Below are 17,658 nucleotides of genomic sequence, written 5' to 3'. Positions count from 1 at the left end.
CCCATGGACGATCGCCAGAAGCTCCTGCACGACTGGACGGAGAAGCTGCTCGCCGCCTTCGAGATCGACGGGACGCGCGTGGACATCGACGCCGTCCTCGATCTCGCCGGCAAGGCGGCGCACGGCGTCGTCCGGCCGGCGGCACCGCTCACCACGTTCGTGGTCGGCTATGCCGCAGGGCTCGCGGTGGGCAGTGGGCAGGCAGAGGAACGCGTGGCCATGGACTCGGCCATGTCCGTCGCCGACACCCTGTGCACTGAGGCCGCGACGGACGGCGGCACCGAATGAGCGAGGCCCTCATCCCTGCGCAGGACGTCGACTGGCGGACCGCCCGGACGCTCGCGTACCGTGCCGGACGGGCACTGCCGTTCCACACCGTTCCCCTCGCGGACGCCCTGGGGCAGACGCTGGCCGAACCCGTGTACCCGCTCCAGCCCATCCCGCACTACGCCTCGTCCGCGATGGACGGCTGGGCGGTCAACGGGGAGGCCCCGTGGCGGCTCGTCAGCCATGCCGCACCCGAGGAACACCCCCGAGGGCGGCCGTCGCCGCACGCCGACTCCGGAGAGGTCGCCCTCGCACCGGGGGAAGCCACCTTCATCCTCACGGGCGGGGTGGTCCCGCAGAACGCCGTCGGTATCCTGCGGACCGAGCACGGCGCCGTCCGCGGTGACCTGCTGGACCGCAACGGCTCCGCCCGACCCGATGAACCCGCCCTGCACGAGCACGTCCGTCCCGCGGGGGAGGAGGCCGAGCAGGGCATCATCGCCATCCCCGCCGGCGTCGTCCTGAACCCGGCCCAGATCGCCCTCGCCGCGGTCTGTGGGCACGATACCTTGACGGTCCTCAGGTCGCCGCGCGTGTCCCTGCTGATGACGGGTGACGAGGTGATCGACCACGGCCTCCCGCACGCGGGCCAGGTGCGGGACACCTTCGGCCCGCAACTGCCCGGGTTCGTGGCGATGCTCGGCGGCCACGTGGACGTGGCGGGCCGTGCCAAGGACGATCTCGACGACGTCGTCGCGGCCATCAGTGCCGAGGCGACCGACGAGTTCTCCCTTGCCAGGGCCTCGGGCGACGTCCTGATCACCACGGGCGGCACCGGGGGCTCCTCGGCCGACCACATCCGGCGGGCCCTCACGGAACTGGGCGCGGAACTCATCATCGACGGCATCGCGATGAGACCCGGGCACCCGACCCTGCTGGCACGCCTGGCCGACGGCCGTTTCCTCGTGGGCCTCCCGGGCAATCCGTTGGCCGCGATGATGGCGATGCTCACCGTCGCCGCGCCCCTGCTGGCCGGCCTGCGCGGTGCGGGCCTCGACGAACCGGAGCCGGTGACGAGCGCGGAGGCCTTCGAACCCCTGCACGGCAGGAGCCGCCTCGTCCCCTACCGGCTCGAGTCCGGACACGCCGTGCCGAGTTCGCACCAGCGCTCGGGCATGCTGCGGGGGCTGGCCGCGGCCGACGGCGTCCTCGTGGTGCCCGCGGAGGGGTGTGCGGCGGGCGACTCCGTACCCGGGCTGTCCCTCCCCTGGCTGGCCTGACGGCGGAGCGCCGGTCGGAGGGCGCGCCTGGCGCCCTCCGACCGGTCAGCCCGCTCGTTCGACTCTGATGATCACGGACTTCGACGTCGGCGTGCCGCTGATGTCGGCCGTCGAGTCGAGCGGCACGAGGACGTTCGTCTCCGGGTAGTACGCTGCCGCACACCCCTTCGGCGTCGAGTAGGCGACCACACGGAAGTCCTCGGCGCGGCGCTCGACGCCGTCGGACCACTCGGAGACCAGGTGCACCATGTCGCCGTCGTCGAGCCCGGCCTCCGCGATGTCCTCGGGGCTGAGGAAGACGACGCGGCGACCGTTGTGGATGCCGCGGTAGCGGTCGTCCTTGCCGTAGATCGTGGTGTTGTACTGGTCGTGCGAGCGCAGGGTCTGCAGGATGAGCCTGCCCGCGGGGACCTTCGGGTACTCCAGTGTGTTGGCCGAGAAGTTCGCCTTGCCCGTCGCGGTGGTGAAGGTGCGGCTGTCGCGTGGGCCGTTCGGCAGCACGAAGCCACCGGGCTTGTCGATGCGGTCCTCGAAGTCGTCGAAGCCCGGCACCACGGCGCTGATGTGCTGCCGGATGACGCGGTAGTCCGCCTGCGCGGCCTTCCAGTCCAGCTGCGGGGCGTTGCTGCGGAACGGGCTGTCCTCCCGGGCGAACAGGCGGTCACCCAGGTCGCAGACGATGGCGATCTCCGACCGCATCTCGGAGCTCGAGGGCTTCAGGCGGCCCGTCGAGGCGTGCACCGCGCTCATGGAGTCCTCGACGGTGACACGCTGGTCGCCGCCCGATTGCGTGTCCCTGTCCGTGCGGCCGAGGGCAGGGAGGATCAGGGCGCGCGTCCCGGTGACGAGGTGCGAGCGGTTCAGCTTGGTCGAGACCTGCACGGTCAGGCGCGTGTTCCGCAGCGCCTGTTCCGTGACGTTCGTGTCCGGTGTCGCGCGGACGAAGTTGCCGCCCATGCCCATGAAGACCCGCGCCTTGCCGTCGCGCATCGCCCGGATGGCGGCAACGGTGTCGAAGCCGTGCCGGCGGGGGGAAGCGAAGTGGAAGCGCTGGTCGAGGGCGTCGTGGAACGCCTCGGGCATGCGCTCGAAGATCCCCATGGTGCGGTCGCCCTGCACGTTGGAGTGGCCGCGCACCGGGCAGACCCCGGCTCCGGGCTTGCCGACGTTGCCCTGCAGCAGCAGGACGTTCACGACGTCGCGCAGGGTGGACACCGAGTGCTTGTGCTGCGTCAGGCCCATCGCCCAGCAGACGATCGTGCCGGGCGAGGCGATCATGCGGTCGCCGACCTTCGTGATCTCGGCCTTGGAGATGCCGCTCGCCGTCGTGATCTCCTCCCAGCTGGTCTCCCGGAGGCTCGCGAGGTAGTCCTCGAGCCCGAGGGTGTGCTCGGCGATGAAGTCGTGGTCGAACACCGTGCCGGTGGCTTCCTCCCGCTCGAGGAGGTGCTTGCCGAGGCCGCGGAACAGGGCCTGGTCCCCGCCGATGCGGATCTGCAGGAAGTCGTCCGCCAGGGCCGTGCCGCCACCGAAGCGCGTGCCGAGCAGGCCCATGGGGTTCTGCGGGTTCTCGAAGCGCATGAGCCCGGCCTCGGGGAGCGGGTTGATGGCCACGATGGCCCCGCCGTTCTTCTTGGCCTTCTCGAGCGAGGTCAGCATGCGGGGGTGGTTGGTGCCGGGATTCTGGCCGGCGATGATGATCAGCGGCGCGGTGTCGAGGTCCAGCAGGGACACCGTCCCCTTCCCGACGCCGAGTGTCTCGTTCAGCGCCGATCCTGAGGACTCGTGGCACATGTTCGAGCAGTCGGGCAGATTATTGGTGCCGATACCGCGCACCATCAGCTGATACAGGAAGGCGGCCTCGTTCGAGGTGCGTCCGGAGGTGTAGAAGACGGCCTCGTCGGGGCTGTCGAGGGCCGCGAGCTCGTCGACGATGACCTGGTTCGCCTCGTCCCAGGACACGGCGCGGTAGTGGGTTCCGCCGTCGTCGAGCAGCATGGGGTGCGTGAGGCGCCCCTGCTGGCCGAGCCAGTAGTCGTCCCGTCCCATGAGGTCCTCGACGGAGTGCTCGGCGAAGAACGACGGCGGGACGGTGCGGCGCGTGGCCTCCTCGGCGACGGCCTTGGCGCCGTTCTCGCAGAACTCGGCCGTGTGGCGCTTGTCGCCCTCGGGCCAGGCGCAGCCCATGCAGTCGAAGCCCTTGACCTGGTTCACGGCGAGGAGGGTCTGTGCGCTGCGCACGGGGCCCATCTGGTCCATGGAGATCTTCAGCGAATTGATGACGGCGGGTAGGCCTACTGCCCGCGTCTTCCGCGCCCCCACCGTCAGCTGTGCTTCGTCGATATTGTCCTTGGGGGCCTTCGTTGCCACGCTATCCACATCCTCGTGTCGACGTCGACCCGCCGGCAAAGTGTCCGGGGTCAACTAACCTCATCATAGGGCCGAAGTGAGGAGAGCCGGATGAACAGGGTCACGCAGCGCCGCCGCATCACCAAGTTCCGGATCGGGGCGCAGACCGGACGCCGTGAGGATGTCCTGGCAGGGGAGGAGCCCCTGGAAATCAGGCTCGGTGGGAGTGCCTTCACCGTCACCATGCGCACGCCGGGCGACGACTTCGACCTGGTGGCGGGTTTCCTCGTCTCCGAGGGGGTGGTGTGGGAACCGGGCCAGTTGCCGAGCCTGCGCTACTGCGCGGGAGTGGACGACAACGGCCAGCAGACGTTCAACGTGGTCGAGGCGCAGCTTCGGCCCGGCGTCGAGCTTCCCGACACCGCAATGGAGCGCCATGTCTACACCTCGAGCTCGTGCGGCATCTGCGGGACGGCGTCCATCGACGCCGTCCGGAAGTCCTCCAGATTCGACCTCCATGAGGACACCGCGTCCGTGGACCTCGGGATCCTCGCGTCGCTGCCGGACCGTCTGCGCGAGCACCAGAAGCTGTTCGACCGCACCGGCGGCGTGCATGCTGCCGGGCTCTTCACCGCCGAGGGTGACCTCCTGTGCCTGCGGGAGGACGTGGGACGCCACAACGCCGTCGACAAGGTGGTGGGCTGGGCCCTGCGCGAGGGCATGCTCCCCCTGCGGGGCACCATCCTGCAGGTCTCGGGCCGGGCGTCCTTCGAGCTCGTGCAGAAGGCGCAGCTCGCGGGCATCCCGGTGCTCGCTGCTGTCAGCGCGCCGTCGTCGCTCGCCGCGGACCTGGCCGACGACGCCGGGCTGACCCTCGTGGGCTTCAGCCGTGGGACCTCGCTGAACTGCTACTCGCACCCGGACCGCATCGCCGCCTGAGCAGACCGCCTGATCGAGCCGCCCGCAGCCCCGACCGCGACTGACCTCGGCGATGGTGCGGCGTCGTGCGGCGTTGCTGCGGTGATCCGGCGGCGGGTGCGGCGTGGTGCACCGTTGCTGCGGTGATCCGGCGACGGGTGCGGCGTCGTGCACGCGGTTCACCGGCAGAAGGCGTGTCGCGGGGCAACACGCCGCGGAACTCTCCCCGCGCGGCTCCAAGGACGTGCACGACGCCGCGGCAACCGGACGGTTCTGACGCGCGACGCCGGCTGGGCCGCGGCATCGGGACGGTTCTGACGCGCGACGTCGGCTGGGACGGGACGCGGGATGGTTCTGACGCGCGATGTCGGCGGGGGATCCCGAGGGGTCCCGGACGGGGGTCGGCCTGGGCCCTAGAACGGGTTGAGCAGGCGCTGCACGAAGCGGCGCGTGCGCTCCTCACGGGGGTTGCGCAGCACCTGGTCGGGATGCCCGTGCTCGACGACGACCCCGCCGTCCATGAACACCACCTCGTCCGCGACCTCCCGCGCGAAGGCCAGCTCATGGGTCACGATCACCATGGTCCATTTCTCCTCCGCGAGCTCCTTGATGACGGTCAGCACCTCTCCCACGAGCTCGGGGTCCAGGGCCGACGTCGGCTCGTCGAAGAGCAGCAGATCCGGCCGGAGTGCCAGCGCGCGGACGATCCCGACGCGCTGCTGCTGCCCGCCCGAGAGGTTGAAGGGGTGGTCGTCGCGCTTCTCGGCGAGGCCCACGCGCTCCAGGAGTCGCTCGGCGTCGACGACGGCCTCCCTGCGGGGGCGTTTCTGCACCTGGACCGGGCCCTCGATGATGTTCTCCAGCACTGTCATGTGCGGGAAGAGGTTGTAGTTCTGGAACACCATGGCGCTGCGGTCGCGGAGGGCGAGCGCTTCCTTCTTCGCGACCTTCGTGCCGAAGTCCACGTCCGGTCCGCCGCGGAAGGCGACCGTGCCGCCGTCGGGTGTCTCGAGTCCGTTGAGGCACCGCAGCACGGTGGTCTTGCCGGAGCCGGACGGGCCCACGAGCGCGAGGACCTGCCCGTCGGCGAGGTCGAGACCGATGGAGGACAGCACCCGGTTGTCCCCGAAGGATTTCTGCAGACCGGTGACTCTCAGGAGGGGATCAGCGGGAGACATAGCGGTCCAATCGCTTCTCGAGTGCGGACTGGCCGCCGGACAGGACGAGGCAGAACACCCAGTAGATCGCCGCGGCCTCGATGTAGATCAGGAGGAACTGCTGCGAGAAGGAAGCGATCTGCTGGGCTTCGCGGAACAGCTCACCCACGAGGATCAGCGAGGCCAGGGAGGTGTCCTTCACGAGGCTGATGAACGTGTTGGACAGGGGAGGCACGGAGACCCGGGCCGCCTGGGGGAGGATCACACGGCGTAGCGTCAGGGCGCGCGACATCCCGATGGTGTGCCCGGCTTCCCACTGCCCCTTCGGCACGGAGAGGATGGCGGCGCGCAGGATCTCCGCCGCGTAGCCCGCCACGTTGAGCGAGAAGGCGATGATGGCGCTGGGCCACGGATCGATGGTCGCCCCGATGGAGGGGAGCCCGTAGAAGATGACGAACAGCTGCACGAGCAGCGGCGTGCCGCGGATCACGGACACGTAGGCCCGGGCGACGGCGGAGAGGACCGGCTGTCCGCTGATACGCATGAGCGCGACCACGAGGGCCAGCGCCAGGCCGAGGGCGAACGAGGCGAGGGACAGCGGGATGGTGCCCATCAGCCCGCCCGAGAGCATGGGCCAGAAGGACGTGCGCACCAGTTCCCAGTCCATCAGTCAGCCCCTCCGGCCCCGGCGCCCCTGCCGTGCGGGACGCGTCGTCGTCCCCAGCCTAGTGATCCGATCACTCGCTGACGTCGGAGCCGAAGTACTTCTGCGAGATCTCCGCGAGGGTGCCGTCGGCGCGCAGCTCCTCGAGGGCGCTGTCGATGGCGTCGACGAGCTCGGTGCTGCCCTTGCGGACGGCCACGGCGCTCTGCGAGTTCTCCTCGGTGGTGGCCGCGATCTTGATGTTCTCGTTGCTGTTGTTCTTCTGGTAGTCCAGGTAGGTCAGCTCGTCGTTGATGGTGGCATCGACGCGCCCCTGCTCGAGGAGCGTGACGGACTGTGCCCAGCCCTCGACCGGCTCCACGTTGGCGCCGCTCTCCTTCGCCAGGTCGTTCCAGTTGCTGGTCAGCGACTGCGCCGTCGTCTTGCCGTCGAGGTCCTCGAACGAGGAGATGTCGTCGTTGTCCGCGGTCGTGACGATCACGCCGGAGCTGACCGTGTACGGCTCGGAGAAGTCGTAGGACTCCTTGCGCTCGTCCGTGATGCTCACCTGATTGGCGATGACGTCGAAACGTCCCGCCTCGAGGCCGGCGAAGATCGCGTCCCACTGCGTCTCCTCGAACTCCGCCTCCACGCCCATCTTCTCCGCGACGGCGGTGATGACCTCGACGTCGTACCCCGTCAGCGCGCCACTTCCGCCCTCGTGGAAGCTGAAGGGGCGGTAGGTGCCCTCGGTGCCGACGGTCAGGACACCCGAGTCCTGGATCTCCTGCAGGGAGGAGGGGGCGGCGGACTCGCCGGACGCAGGGGTCGACGACGAGCCACAGCCGGCGAGGGCGAGGGTGAGTGCGGCGGCGGCACCGAGGACGGACAGGCTGTGCTTCATGGGGGCATTCCTTCGATTGCGATGGCGGGCAGGCCCGGTGGGGAAATAAGCGGGGCGTCCTCCGGCTTGAAGCCGGGGGATGCTCCCTCGGCCCCACCGGGACCGGACGTGAACACTACTGAGGTGAACACCGGAGCATGCACTTATTGTTCCGAAGTGTTGCGGCGGGGGTCCAGAACACCGGCGCCTAAGCTGGGACTGGCATCCATGGAAGGAATGGCTATGAGCATGGAAGGCGCGGCCTGGAGCTCGCTGTACAAGATCTCGACCGCCCGGAACGGCAAGCACGGATTCTCGAAGGAATCGGTGCGCCGGATCTTCACGTTCGCCGTGCCCTACCGCTCCAAGCTGGTGTTCTTCGTCCTCCTGTCCGTCGCGGGCGCCTTCCTCGCGGTGGCGACGCCCGTACTGGCCGGACAGGTGGTGGACGTGATCGTGGCGCAGGGCGAGGTCCGCACGGTGGTGTGGCTCGCCGTCGTGATCGCGATGGTCGCCGTCGCGGATGCCGCGGTGTCCCTCGTGACCCGCTGGTTCTCCGCGAGGATCGGCGAGGGCGTGATCCTCGACCTGCGGACCGCCGTGTTCAACCACGTGCAGCGGATGCCGATCGCCTTCTTCACCCGGACCCGCACCGGAGCGCTCGTCAGCCGCCTGAACAACGACGTCATCGGCGCCCAGCAGGCCTTCAGCGGGACGCTGTCCGGAGTGGTCACCAACCTCGTGGCGCTGATCCTCACGCTCGCGGTCATGCTGAGCACCTCCTGGCTCGTCACGGTGCTCGCCGTGATCATGCTGCCCATCTTCCTCATCCCCGCCCGTCGCATGGGCAGCCGCCTCGCCGCCCTCCGCCGCGAGGCCGCGGACCACAACTCGGCCATGAGCACGCAGATGACCGAGCGGTTCTCCGCGCCCGGGGCCACCCTGGTGAAACTGTTCGGCAGGCCGGACGAGGAGGCCGAGGAGTTCCGCCTGCGCGCCGCACGCGTGCGGGACATCGGGGTGCGCACGGCGATGCTGCAGTTCGTGTTCTTCACGGCCCTCATGCTGGTCTCCGCCCTCGCGCTGGCCCTCGTCTACGGACTCGGCGGGTTCCTCGCGCTGAGGGGCCAGCTCGATACGGGCGAGGTCGTCACGCTCGCTCTCCTGCTCACGCGCCTCTACGCCCCGCTGACCAGCCTCGCCAATGCGCGCGTGGAGATCATGAGCGCCATCGTGAGCTTCGAGCGCGTCTTCGAGGTGCTCGATCTCGAGCCGCTCATCCAGGAGAAGGACGACGCCGCGAGCGTGCCGGCGGGTCCCGTCGCCGTCGAGTTCGACGACGTGCGTTTCGCCTACCCGTCCGCCGACAAGGTGTCACTGGCGTCGCTCGAGGAGGTCGCGACGCTCGACACCCGAGGCGGCGAGGAGGTCCTCCACGGCATCTCCTTCCGCATCGAGCCCGGTCAGACCGTGGCCCTCGTGGGCACCTCGGGCGCGGGGAAGTCCACCATCGCCCAGCTGCTGGCCCGCCTGTACGACGTCGACGGCGGTGCGGTGCGCCTCGCCGGTGCCGATGTGCGCGACGTGACCTTCGCGTCGATGCGGCAGACGCTCGGCATGGTGACACAGGACGGACACCTGTTCCACGAGACCATCCTCTCCAACCTCCGGCTGGCCCGCCCGGATGCGTCGGAGGACGAGGTGTGGGACGCCGTGCGGCGCGCCCGCCTCGAACAGCTCGTCCGGTCCCTGCCCGATCAGCTGGACACCATGGTGGGGGAGCGCGGCTATCGGCTTTCCGGCGGTGAGCGCCAGCGGATGACCATCGCGCGCCTGCTGCTCGCACAACCGCGCGTCGTCATCCTCGACGAGGCGACGGCGGCGCTCGATTCCACGTCGGAAGCAGCGGTGCAGGCGGCGCTCAGCGAGGCGCTCGAGGGCCGCACGGCGATGGTGATCGCGCACCGGCTCTCGACGATCCGCAGCGCGGACATGATCCTCGTCATCGAGGACGGGAACATCGTGGAGCGCGGTTCGCACGACGAGCTGCTCGCGCTCGCCGGGCGGTACGAGGAACTGCACCGCACCCAGTTCGCGGTGCAGAAGAACGTCGCGGCCGACGAGGAGACCGGGGCGCTGAGCGGCGCCTGAGGAGGGTCGCTCCCGCTCACTCGAGCGGGCTTCCGCGGCTCCGAGGACGGATGTCAGGCGCGCTGGCCCCTGCGCGCCAGCAGGGCCGGCACCACGAAGTCCGTCAGGAGCGGGGCCAGGTCGTGCCGCAGCGGGGCCACGTCGAGATCGAGCCAGTCCAGCTCCTCGATCTCGGCGCCGATGATCGGCGGGCCGGGAAGCGGGCACAGGAACACGGTGGCGATGAGCAGGGTGTCCGCCTCGTTGGCCGCCGGGCCGCGCCACCTGCCGAGCGGTTCGAGATCCCCGACGGTCGCCGCGAGGCCCAGCTCCTCGAACAGTTCGCGGACGCCTGCCTGTGCGGCGTCCTCCCCGGGTTCGGGCTTGCCGCCGGGCTGCATGAAGAGGGAGGTCCCGCGCTTCCGCACGAGCACCAGGCGCCCGCGGGCATCGAGCAGGCACAGGGCTGTCACCGTGATGCTGGGCCCCGAGCCGGCCATGCGTTCCCTCCGAGACGAGGGGAGGACGGGCGCCGGCCCGCCCTCCCCGTCATCCGGTGTCGGACACCGGGCCGTGGTGCCCCTGGCCGGAATCGAACCGACGACCTTCCCTTTAGGAGAGGGACGCTCTATCCTACTGAGCTACAGAGGCGCGCCACCGGTGGATCACCGATGCGGCGGTCCTAGCTTACCCGGTCCGCGTGGCCCCGTTCGCGCCCGTCGCGCCGTCGGCGCCCGCGGGTGCTCCCGTCGCCGGAGTCCCGGTGAGCTGACCTCGTGTGCGCAGTCGTCGTGGCAGGAACACGGAGGTGGCACCGGCCACGAGGCTCACCGCGAGCAGTACCCAGCGCAGCACGGTGAGTGTGGAGGCCAGCGCCACGGCTCCCGGCTCGGGCGCCGCCTGGGCGAGCATCGCATCGATGGCCACGTTCTCCCACAGGTCGACGACGACGAACAGCAGGACCGGGCTCCATAGCAGCCAGCGCAGCCATCGCCGCCCGGTGTTCAGCTGCACCAGGAGCAGCCAGGCGAACGCGAAGATCAGCGGGAACAGGGTGCCGGCCGTCTTGTGGAGATAGCTGAGCTGCCCGCGGGCGTCGTCGTCCATGGCCGCACGCAGGCCTTCCACGTGCGCCACGTCGTAACCGCCGATCAGGGAATCGGGCATCGGGAGGCCGTCGGAGAGCTGCGTCATCTGGCCGAGGGTCAGCAGGTGGAAGTACCAGAACAGGAAGAGGGCGGCCACCGCCGCCGCGATGAACACGAGGGTGCCGTTGCTCTTCTGGCCGGAGCCCGGGCGGGGAGGAGCGGGCGTGGGTGCGCCTGCGGCGTACTTGCGTGCAATCTGAGCCCTTGTCTTTGCCACCCTCCCAGTATGGGCGACATGTGCATGTCCCATGGCCGCCTGTGAACGCCATGTGAACTGCGTTGCGATCAGATGACGTTCGGCGCGTGTGGCGGCATTGTGATTGCCTTCACACCGAAAAAGCTGTTCATTAGGGGGATGCCAATACATACCGCTCTACCCATGACAACAGTCACCGAGGATGTCGGGTGGCTCGCTGCCATCGACGAGGCGATCAACAACGCCTTCGCACGACCCACGGAGATTTTCTCCAACATCGTGTTCTTCCCGATCACGATCGGCGACGTCAGCTTCCCCGCGGTCGTCGCCTGGCTCATCCTTGCCGGGATCATCTTCACGATCTACTTCGGAGTGCCCCAGCTCCGCGGCCTGCGGGTCGGATACGAAGTGGTGCGTGGGCGTTACTCCTCCAAGGACGATCCGGGCGAGGTCCCCCACTTCCAGGCCCTCACCTCCGCACTCTCCGGCACCGTCGGTCTCGGCAACATCGCCGGCGTCGGTGCGGCCATGGCCCTCGGTGGCCCGGGCGCCACGTTCTGGATGATCTTCGCGGGCCTGATCGGCATGGCGACCAAGTTCGCGGAGTGCACCCTCGGCGTGAAGTACCGCGAGGTCCACGAGGACGGCACCATCAGTGGTGGTCCGTTCAAGTACCTTCCGATCGCCTTCCAAAAGATGGGCAGCATTCCGGCGAAGATCCTCACCGGCATCTTCGCCGTCGCGATCCTGATCTTCGGCGTGGCCGGCGGCAACATGTTCCAGGCGAACCAGACCTTCGCCCAGGTGCAGAACGTGACCGGCGGAGCGGACGGCTTCCTCGGCAGCGCAGGCGCCGCACTCATCTTCGGTCTGGTCCTCGCGTTCCTGGTCGCCATCGTGATCCTGGGCGGCATCAAGTCCATCGGTGCCACGACCTCCCGCCTGGTCCCCGCCATGGGCGGCGTCTACGTCCTGGCATGCCTGTTCGTCATCCTCGTCAACATCGAACAGGTGCCCGGCGCCTTCGGAGCGATCATCAGTGGCGCCTTCAACCCGCAGGGAATCGCCGGCGGCATCCTCGGCGTCCTGATCGTCGGCTTCCAGCGTGCCTCCTTCTCCAACGAGGCCGGCGTCGGTTCCGCGGCCATCGCCCACTCGGCGGTCAAGACCCGTCGCCCGGTCAGTGAGGGCTTCGTGGCCCTCTACGAGCCGCTCGTGGACACCGTGCTCATCTGCACCATGACGGCGCTGGCCATCATCATCGCCGGTGCTCCGAGCCTGCAGGCGGGCATCGACCAGGTCCAGGGCGGCGGCGATACGCCCGACGGCGTGATCCTCACCTCCGACGCCTTCGCCACGGTGATCCCCTGGTTCCCGATCGTCCTCGCTATCGCTGTCATCCTGTTCGCGTACTCGACCCTCATCACCTGGTCCTACTACGGCCTTAAGGCGTGGGAGTACCTGTTCGGTCGCGGCAAGACGGCGGAGATCACCTACAAGATCGTGTTCCTCTTCTTCACGGTGGCCGGGTGCGTCCTGACCTTCAGCCAGGTCATCGCCTTCGCGGATGCCGCACTGTTCGTCTGTGCGTTCATCAACCTGCTCGGCGTGTACTTCCTGCTCCCCGTCATCAAGCGGGAGATGCGCGAGTACCTCGCCGACCGCAAGAGCGGCAAGCTCCTCATCCTCGGCATCGAGAAGGACGAGCTCCAGAGCGAGAAGTAGCAGCACCCCCTCGCTGATCGACTGCCCCCGCCGGGACCCCGGCGGGGGCAGTCGTCTTTTCCGGCACCGGCACCGGCACCGGCACCGGCACCGGCACCGCCACCGGCGACTGTCGGGGGCACGGCCTAGACTTGACGGCATCATGGACATGCTTTTCGATCCCTACGTCTCCCCGCCCACGCCCGCCGAGAAGAAGCGTGCCCGCGAAGCTGCGATGGGGAATGAGGCGACGCCCGCCGTCCGAGGGTCCGCTGAATCGGGGGATCCCGCGGCCGCCCACCTGCCGTCGAGGGCGGGCGTGGACGAGGTGCGTGCGCGGGAGCTGCTCGTCGGGCTCAACATGCAGCAGGAAGAGGCGGTGAAGCACGGCGGCTCGCCGCTCCTGATCGTCGCGGGCGCAGGGTCCGGCAAGACGCGCGTGCTGAGCCACCGGATCGCCTACCTGCTCGCCACGGGCCGTTCACACCCCGGGCAGATCCTCGCGATCACCTTCACGAACAAGGCGGCGGCCGAGATGCGCGAGCGCATCGAGGGGCTGATCGGCGACGTCGCGAAACGCATGTGGATCTCCACGTTCCACTCCTCGTGCGTGCGGATCCTGCGTCGCGAGGCGGCGTCGGTGGGGCTGAACTCGAACTTCTCGATCTACGACTCCGCGGACACCCTGCGCCTCATCACCCTGGTGGCCAAGGGCCTGGACCTCGACCCGAAGAAGGTCCCGCCGAAGGCCATCCAGCACAAGATCTCGGCACTGAAGAACGAACTCGTCGACGAGGAGTCCTTCGCCTCCACCGTCAACCTCGCGGACCCGTTCGAACAGGCCGTCGCCGAGGTCTACACGGGCTATGCCCAGCGCATGCGCCAGGCCAACGCCATGGACTTCGACGACCTCATCGCACAGACCGTCTACATGTTCAGGGCCTTCCCCGGAGTGGCGGACTACTACCGGCGCCGTTTCCGCCACGTCCTCGTGGACGAGTACCAGGACACCAACCATGCGCAGTACTCCCTGGTCCGCGAGATCGTCGGTGTGCCGGGCGAATCGACGGAGGATCCCGCGGAGCTGACGGTGGTGGGTGACTCCGACCAGTCGATCTACGCGTTCCGTGGCGCCGACGTACGGAACATCGTCGAGTTCGAGAACGACTACCCGAGTGCACGCACGATCCTGCTCGAGCAGAACTACCGCTCCACCCAGAACATCCTCAGTGCGGCCAACGCGGTGATCTCCCGCAACCCGAACCGGCCGGAGAAGCGCCTCTGGACGGCCGAGGGCAGCGGCGAGAAGATCGTCGGATACGTCGGCGAGAACGAACACGAGGAAGCTCGTTTCATCTCGGAGGAGATCGACAGGCTCCAGGACGAGGAGAACCTGCGCCCCGGCGACGTGGCCGTCTTCTACCGGACCAACGCGCAGTCCCGGTCCATCGAGGAGATCCTGCTGCGCGTCGGCCTGCCGTACAAGGTGGTGGGCGGCACACGCTTCTACGAGCGGAAGGAGATCAAGGACGCCCTCGCGTACCTGCGGGTGCTGGTGAACTCCGACGACGTCGTGAACCTGCGGCGCATCCTGAACGAGCCCAAGCGCGGCATCGGCGACCGCGCCGAGTACGCTCTCGCCGCCCTCAGCGAGCGTGAGCGCATCAGCTTCATGCAAGCCCTCCGGCGCGCGGACCAGGCGCCCGGCATGGCCACGCGCTCGGTCAACGCGGTCGCGGGGTTCGTCAAGCTCGTCGACGACCTCGCGGAGGTGGCCGCTGGTTCCGGTGCGTCCGCCGCCCTGGAAGCGGTGCTGGAGCAGACGGGCTACCTCGAGCAGCTGCGTATCAGCAACGACCCGCAGGACGAGTCACGCGTGGAGAACCTCGCCGAACTCGTGGCCGTGGTGCGCGAGTTCGAGCGGGACAATCCCGAGGGCACGCTGGGGGACTTCCTCGAGCAGGTGTCCCTCGTGGCCGATGCCGACCAGATCCCCGACGCCCCCGACGGGTCCGCCGCCGACGTGCAGCGCGCCGTCGAGGAGGCGCGCCGGCAGGGTGTCGTCACGCTCATGACGCTGCACACGGCGAAGGGCCTCGAGTTCCCCGTCGTGTTCCTCACCGGCATGGAGCAGGGCATCTTCCCGCACCAGCGGTCGGCCACCGATCCGAAGGAGCTCGCGGAGGAACGCCGCCTCGCGTACGTGGGCCTCACCCGGGCCCGCCAGCGCCTCTACATCACCCGGTCCGAGGTGCGCAGCATGTGGGGCCAGAGCCAGTACAACCCCGCGAGCCAGTTCGTCAGCGAGATCCCGGAGGAGCTCATCCACTGGAAGCGGGAGGGTGCTGCGAAACCGGCCTGGTCCGGCGGCGGGGGGAGCAGCAGCGGTCCCCGCTTCAGCGGGTCCTACTGGGGTGCCAGCGGTGGCGGATTCTCCGGTGGCGGTGCTCCGGCCGCCGCGAAGGCGATCGGTCGGGTGCAGCCGCAGAAGGAGGTCGTCTCGGTGTCCGTCGGCGACCATGTCAACCACGCGAGCTTCGGCAACGGTACGGTGCTGGCCGTCGAGGGTGCGGGGGACAAGACGGTCGCGAAGGTGCGGTTCGATGTCGGCGAGAAGCGGCTCCTGCTGCGCTACGCGCCGCTGACGAAGGTGGCCTGAAGGCCCGGAACACGGGGCCCGGGGCGCTACCAGCAGAACCTCGATTTCTACAAAAGATAGAACTGTGGCCTTACTCACTAAACGGATAGTCTGGAAAAGGCCTCAGGCCCGAGGGGGCTAAAGTTCCCTCTTGTAAACCTACTTCGACGTAGAAGGACTCTAGCCCGTGGACCTGTTCGAATATCAGGCGCGCGATCTCTTTGAGGCACACGGGGTTCCCGTGCTCGCCGGCATCGTGGCGCACACCCCAGAAGAAGCAAAGGCGGCAGCCGAGAAGATCGGCGGCGTCGTCGTCGTCAAGGCCCAGGTCAAGGTCGGCGGTCGCGGCAAGGCGGGCGGCGTCAAGGTCGCCAAGACCCCCGACGAGGCCTTCTCCTACGCTTCGGACATCCTCGGGATGGACATCAAGGGGCACACGGTCCACAAGGTGATGATCGCGCAGGGCGCGGACATCACCGAGGAGTTCTACTTCTCCGTCCTGCTCGACCGGTCCAACCGCAACTACCTGGCCATGTGCTCGGTGGAGGGCGGCGTCGAGATCGAGCAGCTCGCCGTCGAACGCCCCGACGCGCTGGCACGCATCGCCGTCGACCCCGGCACCGGGATCGACCAGGCGAAGGCGGAGGAGATCGTCGACGCCGCCGGGTTCGCGCCCGAGCTGCGTGATGGTGTCATCCACACCATCCTGAAGCTGTGGGACGTCTTCGTGAAGGAGGACGCCACCCTCGTGGAGGTCAACCCGCTCGTCAAGACGGGCGCCGGTGACATCCTCGCCCTCGACGGCAAGGTCACGATCGACGAGAACGCCGAGTTCCGCCACGCAGACCACGCCGCGCTCGAGGACAAAAACGCCGCCGATCCCCTCGAGGCGAAGGCCAAGGAGAACGACCTCAACTACGTCAAGCTCGACGGCGAGGTCGGCATCATCGGCAACGGTGCCGGGCTGGTCATGTCCACGCTCGACGTCGTCGCCTACGCAGGCGAGGCACACGGCAACGTGAAGCCCGCGAACTTCCTCGACATCGGCGGCGGAGCGTCCGCCGAGGTCATGGCCGCGGGTCTCGACGTCATCCTCAACGACGCCCAGGTGAAGAGCGTCTTCGTCAACGTCTTCGGCGGGATCACCGCCTGCGACGCCGTCGCCAACGGCATCGTGAAGGCCCTCGAAATGCTGGGCGACGAGGCCAACAAGCCCCTCGTGGTGCGCCTCGACGGCAACAACGTCGAGGACGGACGCCGCATCCTCGCCGAGGCCAACCACCCGCTGGTGACCCTCGCCGACACCATGGACGAAGGCGCCGACAAGGCCGCCGCGCTGGCCTACGGAAAGTAAGGGAACACCCGTGTCTATCTACCTCAACAAGGACTCGAAGGTCATCGTCCAGGGCATCACCGGCGGCGAGGGCACCAAGCACACCGCCCTCATGCTGAAGGCCGGCACCCAGGTGGTCGGCGGCGTCAACGCACGCAAGGCCGGCACCAGCGTCACCCACGGTGACGTCACCCTGCCCGTGTACGGCACGGTCGAGGAAGCGATGAAGGAGACCGGCGCCGACGTGTCGATCGTCTTCGTTCCGCCGGCGTTCACCAAGGACGCCGTCGTCGAGGCCATCGAGGCAGGTATCGGCCTCGTCGTCGTCATCACCGAGGGTGTCCCCGTCCAGGACTCCGCCTCGTTCTGGGCGCTCGCCCAGTCGAAGGTCGACGCCGACGGCCACCAGGTCACCCGGATCATCGGCCCGAACTGCCCCGGCATCATCACTCCGGGCGAGTCCCTCGTGGGCATCACCCCGGCGAACATCACCGGCAAGGGGGGCGTGGGCCTCGTCTCGAAGTCCGGCACCCTGACCTACCAGATGATGTTCGAGCTCCGTGATCTCGGCTTCTCCACGGCGATCGGTATCGGCGGCGATCCCGTGGTCGGCACCACGCACATCGATGCCCTCGCGGCGTTCGAGGCGGACCCCGAGACCAAGGCGATCGTGATGATCGGTGAGATCGGTGGCGACGCCGAGGAGCGCGCGGCCGAGTTCATCAAGGCCAACGTGACGAAGCCCGTGGTCGGGTACGTGGCCGGGTTCACCGCGCCCGAGGGCAAGACGATGGGCCACGCAGGCGCGATCGTCTCCGGCTCGGCCGGCACGGCGCAGGCGAAGAAGGAGGCCCTCGAGGCCGCCGGTGTGAAGGTCGGCAAGACGCCGTCCGAGACCGCGAAGCTCCTGCGCGAGGTCTACGCGACACTCTGATCCCTGCCCGACGACGAGCCTCCCCCGCGACTGCGGGGGAGGCTTTTCGCTGTCCGGCTATCAGTCCCCGCTGTGCGG

General features: G+C 68.7%; 14 protein-coding genes and 1 tRNA gene. 8 read left to right on the top strand and 7 right to left on the bottom strand.

The features are described 5' to 3' along the window. The first annotated feature begins 3 nt into the window (after positions 1-3). Positions 4-288, top strand: coding sequence for a DUF6457 domain-containing protein (locus tag FJV46_RS02530; protein ID WP_087031679.1), 285 nt, complete (start codon positions 4-6; stop codon positions 286-288). Beyond that, entirely contained in the window at positions 285-1,547 is a 1,263-nt protein-coding gene (locus FJV46_RS02525; protein ID WP_087031676.1) for a molybdopterin molybdotransferase MoeA, read from the top strand. Before FJV46_RS02530 ends, FJV46_RS02525 begins: the two co-directional genes overlap by 4 nt. Before the next feature lie 45 nt (positions 1,548-1,592). Here FJV46_RS02525 and FJV46_RS02520 read toward each other — a convergent pair whose 3' ends face one another. Next, positions 1,593-3,917 (bottom strand): FdhF/YdeP family oxidoreductase, encoded by a 2,325-nt coding sequence (locus tag FJV46_RS02520; protein ID WP_087031674.1) that lies wholly within the window; start codon positions 3,915-3,917, stop codon positions 1,593-1,595. Positions 3,918-4,007: 90 nt separating this feature from the next. Here FJV46_RS02520 and fdhD point away from each other — a divergent pair, with 90 nt between their 5' ends. Next, positions 4,008-4,835, top strand: a complete 828-nt coding sequence (gene fdhD / locus FJV46_RS02515; protein WP_087031671.1) for a formate dehydrogenase accessory sulfurtransferase FdhD — start codon at positions 4,008-4,010, stop codon at positions 4,833-4,835. A gap of 392 nt (positions 4,836-5,227) precedes the next feature. Here fdhD and FJV46_RS02510 read toward each other — a convergent pair whose 3' ends face one another. The 3 genes from FJV46_RS02510 to FJV46_RS02500 form a co-directional block, all read right to left on the bottom strand. Beyond that, positions 5,228-5,992, bottom strand: a complete 765-nt coding sequence (locus FJV46_RS02510) for an amino acid ABC transporter ATP-binding protein (protein ID WP_087031668.1) — start codon at positions 5,990-5,992, stop codon at positions 5,228-5,230. Then, entirely contained in the window at positions 5,979-6,638 is a 660-nt protein-coding gene (locus FJV46_RS02505; protein ID WP_087031665.1) for an amino acid ABC transporter permease, read from the bottom strand. Before FJV46_RS02505 ends, FJV46_RS02510 begins: the two co-directional genes overlap by 14 nt. A 70-nt stretch (positions 6,639-6,708) precedes the next feature. After that, positions 6,709-7,518: an amino acid ABC transporter substrate-binding protein gene (locus FJV46_RS02500; RefSeq protein WP_087031662.1), complete on the bottom strand. Its 810-nt coding sequence runs from the start codon at positions 7,516-7,518 to the stop codon at positions 6,709-6,711. A gap of 222 nt (positions 7,519-7,740) precedes the next feature. Between FJV46_RS02500 and FJV46_RS02495 the strand changes: the two genes are divergently transcribed. Next, positions 7,741-9,648, top strand: coding sequence for an ABC transporter ATP-binding protein (locus FJV46_RS02495; RefSeq protein WP_087031659.1), 1,908 nt, complete (start codon positions 7,741-7,743; stop codon positions 9,646-9,648). A 53-nt stretch (positions 9,649-9,701) separates the two neighbouring features. Here FJV46_RS02495 and FJV46_RS02490 read toward each other — a convergent pair whose 3' ends face one another. The 3 genes from FJV46_RS02490 to FJV46_RS02480 form a co-directional block, all read right to left on the bottom strand. Beyond that, positions 9,702-10,127: an NUDIX hydrolase gene (locus tag FJV46_RS02490; RefSeq protein ID WP_087031656.1), complete on the bottom strand. Its 426-nt coding sequence runs from the start codon at positions 10,125-10,127 to the stop codon at positions 9,702-9,704. Between the two features lie 74 nt (positions 10,128-10,201). Next, positions 10,202-10,278, bottom strand: a tRNA-Arg gene (locus tag FJV46_RS02485). A 36-nt stretch (positions 10,279-10,314) separates the two neighbouring features. After that, positions 10,315-10,992 carry a hypothetical protein gene (locus tag FJV46_RS02480; RefSeq protein WP_232008579.1) on the bottom strand — a complete coding sequence of 226 codons (678 nt, stop codon included), beginning with the start codon at positions 10,990-10,992 and terminating at the stop codon, positions 10,315-10,317. A 162-nt stretch (positions 10,993-11,154) separates the two neighbouring features. On the opposite strand from FJV46_RS02480, the gene FJV46_RS02475 reads away from it, so the two are divergent. The 4 genes from FJV46_RS02475 to sucD all read left to right on the top strand — a co-directional run bounded on the left by FJV46_RS02475 (position 11,155) and on the right by sucD (position 17,580). Beyond that, positions 11,155-12,696: an alanine/glycine:cation symporter family protein gene (locus FJV46_RS02475; RefSeq protein ID WP_232008580.1), complete on the top strand. Its 1,542-nt coding sequence runs from the start codon at positions 11,155-11,157 to the stop codon at positions 12,694-12,696. Positions 12,697-12,838: 142 nt separating this feature from the next. Further along, the gene (pcrA, locus tag FJV46_RS02470; RefSeq protein ID WP_087031649.1) at positions 12,839-15,334 is read left to right on the top strand and encodes a DNA helicase PcrA; all 2,496 of its coding nucleotides are present in this window, start codon (positions 12,839-12,841) and stop codon (positions 15,332-15,334) included. Positions 15,335-15,500: 166 nt separating this feature from the next. Then, positions 15,501-16,667, top strand: coding sequence for an ADP-forming succinate--CoA ligase subunit beta (sucC, locus tag FJV46_RS02465; protein ID WP_087031645.1), 1,167 nt, complete (start codon positions 15,501-15,503; stop codon positions 16,665-16,667). 10 nt (positions 16,668-16,677) lie between these two features. Beyond that, positions 16,678-17,580, top strand: a complete 903-nt coding sequence (sucD, locus tag FJV46_RS02460; protein WP_087031642.1) for a succinate--CoA ligase subunit alpha — start codon at positions 16,678-16,680, stop codon at positions 17,578-17,580. The last annotated feature ends 78 nt before the right edge of the window (positions 17,581-17,658 follow it).

Source organism: Arthrobacter agilis (assembly GCF_006494655.1).
GTDB lineage: Bacteria > Actinomycetota > Actinomycetes > Actinomycetales > Micrococcaceae > Arthrobacter_D > Arthrobacter_D agilis.
This window is presented reverse-complemented; position numbering and strand designations above follow the sequence as displayed.

What these genes read in the sequence shown, in the direction of transcription:
- FJV46_RS02530 (WP_087031679.1), top strand. Translation starts at nt 4, where the DNA reads ATGGACGATCGCCAGAAGCTCCTGCACGACTGGACGGAGAAGCTGCTC.
- FJV46_RS02525 (WP_087031676.1), top strand. Translation starts at nt 285, where the DNA reads ATGAGCGAGGCCCTCATCCCTGCGCAGGACGTCGACTGGCGGACCGCC.
- fdhD (WP_087031671.1), top strand. Translation starts at nt 4,008, where the DNA reads ATGAACAGGGTCACGCAGCGCCGCCGCATCACCAAGTTCCGGATCGGG.
- FJV46_RS02510 (WP_087031668.1), bottom strand. Translation starts at nt 5,992, where the DNA reads ATGTCTCCCGCTGATCCCCTCCTGAGAGTCACCGGTCTGCAGAAATCC.
- FJV46_RS02505 (WP_087031665.1), bottom strand. Translation starts at nt 6,638, where the DNA reads ATGGACTGGGAACTGGTGCGCACGTCCTTCTGGCCCATGCTCTCGGGC.
- FJV46_RS02500 (WP_087031662.1), bottom strand. Translation starts at nt 7,518, where the DNA reads ATGAAGCACAGCCTGTCCGTCCTCGGTGCCGCCGCCGCACTCACCCTC.
- FJV46_RS02495 (WP_087031659.1), top strand. Translation starts at nt 7,741, where the DNA reads ATGAGCATGGAAGGCGCGGCCTGGAGCTCGCTGTACAAGATCTCGACC.
- FJV46_RS02490 (WP_087031656.1), bottom strand. Translation starts at nt 10,127, where the DNA reads ATGGCCGGCTCGGGGCCCAGCATCACGGTGACAGCCCTGTGCCTGCTC.
- FJV46_RS02475 (WP_232008580.1), top strand. Translation starts at nt 11,155, where the DNA reads ATGACAACAGTCACCGAGGATGTCGGGTGGCTCGCTGCCATCGACGAG.
- pcrA (WP_087031649.1), top strand. Translation starts at nt 12,839, where the DNA reads ATGGACATGCTTTTCGATCCCTACGTCTCCCCGCCCACGCCCGCCGAG.